General features: G+C 65.5%; 3 protein-coding genes. All 3 read right to left on the bottom strand.

From position 1 onward, the window contains the following. On the bottom strand, positions 1–721 hold a 721-nt coding region (locus tag AB0C62_RS42060), incomplete at its 3' end, for a carbohydrate ABC transporter permease (protein ID WP_362982588.1). Then, the gene (locus tag AB0C62_RS42055; protein WP_362982586.1) at positions 718–1,698 is read right to left on the bottom strand and encodes a sugar ABC transporter permease; all 981 of its coding nucleotides are present in this window, start codon (positions 1,696–1,698) and stop codon (positions 718–720) included. The genes AB0C62_RS42060 and AB0C62_RS42055, both read right to left, overlap by 4 nt. After that, a partial coding sequence (locus tag AB0C62_RS42050; protein ID WP_362982584.1) for an extracellular solute-binding protein occupies positions 1,695–2,744 on the bottom strand: 1,050 nt, incomplete at its 5' end. The genes AB0C62_RS42050 and AB0C62_RS42055, both read right to left, overlap by 4 nt.

The raw sequence follows: 2,744 nt of genomic DNA, 5'->3' as shown, positions 1-2,744 counted from the left end.
TCGAGATGAGGACGATGGCCCAGAAGAAGTCGTTGTAGATCCAGATGGACAGCAGGGTGGCCAGGGCCGCCATCGCCGGCTTGCACAGCGGCAGCACGATCTGCCAGTACATCCGCCACACCGAGGCACCGTCGACCAGGGCGGCCTCGGTGAGCTCGTCCGGCAGCATGCGCATGTAGTTGCTCAGCACGAAGGCACAGAACCCCGACTGGAAGGCCACGTGGATGAGCACCAGGCCGAGCGCGGAGTCGTAGAGCTTGCCGCTGGCCGTGATGCCGGGCAGGTCGACGAGCAGGTACATCCGGTACAGCGGGGTGATGATGACCTGCTGCGGCAGCAGGTTGCCCGCGGTGAACACCAGCAGCAGGAAGATGTTGAGCCGGAAGTCGAAGCGGCTGACGTAGAACGCGACCATCGACGACAGCAGCAGCGTCAGCAGCACGGCCGGGACCGCAATGACGAGCGTGTTCACGAAGTAGTGCGTCATGTCCGACTGCGTGAACGCGTTCTTGAAGTTGTCGAGGCTCAGCGTGTCCGGCCAGGACACGTACCCCTTGTCACTGGTCTCCCCGTAGGGGCGCAGGGCCGCGAACATCGCCCACAGCAGCGGGGCGAGCCAGGCCAGCGACGTGACGACGAGGAACACGTGCAGCAGGACCCGGGCCGGGCGGACCGGGGGCCGGGGTCGCTGCCCGTCGAGCGCGGCGGTCGGGGTGCTCATGCGCGCCGCTCCTTCCGGAAGGTCGCGATCAGGTACGGGATGATGACCGCGAGGGAGATGACCAGCAGGACGACGGCGATCGCCGACCCGTACCCGATCCGGCTGGACTCACCGATGATGTTGTTGGTGATCAGGATCGACAGCAACTCGGTGCCCTGCGCGCCCTTGTTGAAGACGAAGACCAGGTCGAAGGCGCGCAGGGCCTCGATGATCGTCACGACGAGGACGACGGTGTTGGTGGGCCGCAGTGTCGGGAAGATGACGCTCTTGAACGTCTGCCACTCGTTCGCGCCGTCGAGTGCCGAGGCCTCGCGCAGCGAGGGGTCGACGCCCTTCAGACCGGCCAGGTAGAGGATCATCATGTAGCCGGTGTGCCGCCAGGACGCGGCGATCAGCACGGCCCACAGGTTGAGGTGCGGGTCGCCGATCCAGTCGATGTAGTGACCTGGCTTGTTGGCCCCGATGACACTGTTGATCAGGCCCGTGTCGGGGTTGTAGACGAGCTGCCAGACGAAGCCGGTGACCGCCAGCGAGACGACGACCGGGAGGAAGAACGCCGTCTGGTAGACCCGGCTGAACCGGATCCGCTTGTCGAGCTGCACCGCGAGGAACAGGCCCATCGGGGTCGGGACCAGGATGAGCACGACGAACCAGATGATGTTGTGCTGGACGGCGGGCCAGAACTGCGGGTTGTTGGTGAACAGCTCCCGGAAGTTGTCCAGGCCCACCCACTTGATGGAGTCGAAGCCGATGCCGTCCCAGGTGGTGAAGGCGAGGGCGATCGAGGCGAAGGCGGTGACCCAGACGAGGGCCACGTGCAGGACCGTGGGCACGCCCGCCATGAGGGCGAGCGTGATGCGGTCACGGCGGGTCAGCAGACGCCGGCGCCCTCGCGGGGCCGGCTTCTGCTCGTGCGCGGGCCCCGGAGGCGGCACGGCGGCGGCCTCCGGGGTCTTCGTGTCGGTCTCGGCGGTCATGCGGAGGCGAAGATCGTCTTCTTCTGGCGCTCGATCGAGGACAACAGACTGTCGACGCCCTTGGGGTTCTGGAGGAACTTCTGCAGACCGGGCTGCATCACCGTGGAGGTGAAGTCCGGGCGGGAGTCGCGGTCCATGAACTGGGTGAGGCTCTTGGCGCCGCTGATCATCTCGTAGGCCTTCTTCTGCAGCGCGCTGTACGAGGAGGTGTCGGCCTTGGAGGAGGCGGCGACCACGCTGGAGTCGGCCTTGAGGTAGATCTGCTCGGCGGCGGGGGTGCCGAGGTACTCGAGGAGCTTGACGACACCGCTGTGGTTCTTCGGGGACTTGCTGACCATGAAGCCGTCGGTGGGCGCCTCCACCGTGTCCTGGCCGTAGGCCGGGTTCATCTCGGGGAAGGCGAAGAAGTCGAGGTCGTCGAGGTCGGCCTTGTTCGTGAACTGCTGGGCCACGAAGGAGCCGAGGAGGTACATGCCCGCCTTCTTCGCCACCATGGTCTGGGCCGCGTCCTGCCAGGTGCGGCCCATGAAGCCGTCCTGGTGGTACGGGAGCAGCTCGGCCCAGTGGTCGAAGACGGCCTTGACCTTGGGGTCGGTCCAGGAGGCCTTGCCGCCCATCAGCGCGACGTGGAAGTCGTAGCCGTTGAGACGGAAGTTGATCTGGTCGAAGGTCCCCATCGCCGGCCAGGCGTCCTTGTCGGCGAAGGCGATCGGGACGAGACCGTCCTTCTTCATCTTCTTGCACAGGGCGACCAGCTGGTCCCAGGTGGTGGGGACGTCGTAGCCGTGCTGCTGGAAGACGCTCTTGCGGTAGAAGATCGCCCAGGGGTACGTGTAGAGCGGCACGAAGTAGTACTTGCCGTCCTGGCCCTTGCTGAGCTTCTTCATGGCGTCCGGGAAGTTGCCGCCTATCTTGTCCCAGACGTCGTCGATGGGGGAGGCGAGCTTCTTGGACGCGAAGAACTGCATCCGGTAGCCGGCGAACCAGTTGAACACGTCGTCCGGGGTGCCCTGGAGGTAGGAGTTGATCTGCTCCTGGAAGGTGTT

The organism is Streptomyces sp. NPDC048643 (genome assembly GCF_040650615.1).
GTDB lineage: Bacteria > Actinomycetota > Actinomycetes > Streptomycetales > Streptomycetaceae > Streptomyces.
Note: the sequence above shows the minus strand (reverse complement) of the source record. Positions and strands in the feature narration are given on the sequence as shown.

Excerpts from the sequence above, each read along its gene's own strand:
- AB0C62_RS42055 (WP_362982586.1), bottom strand. The coding sequence starts at position 1,698 with ATGACCGCCGAGACCGACACGAAGACCCCGGAGGCCGCCGCCGTGCCG.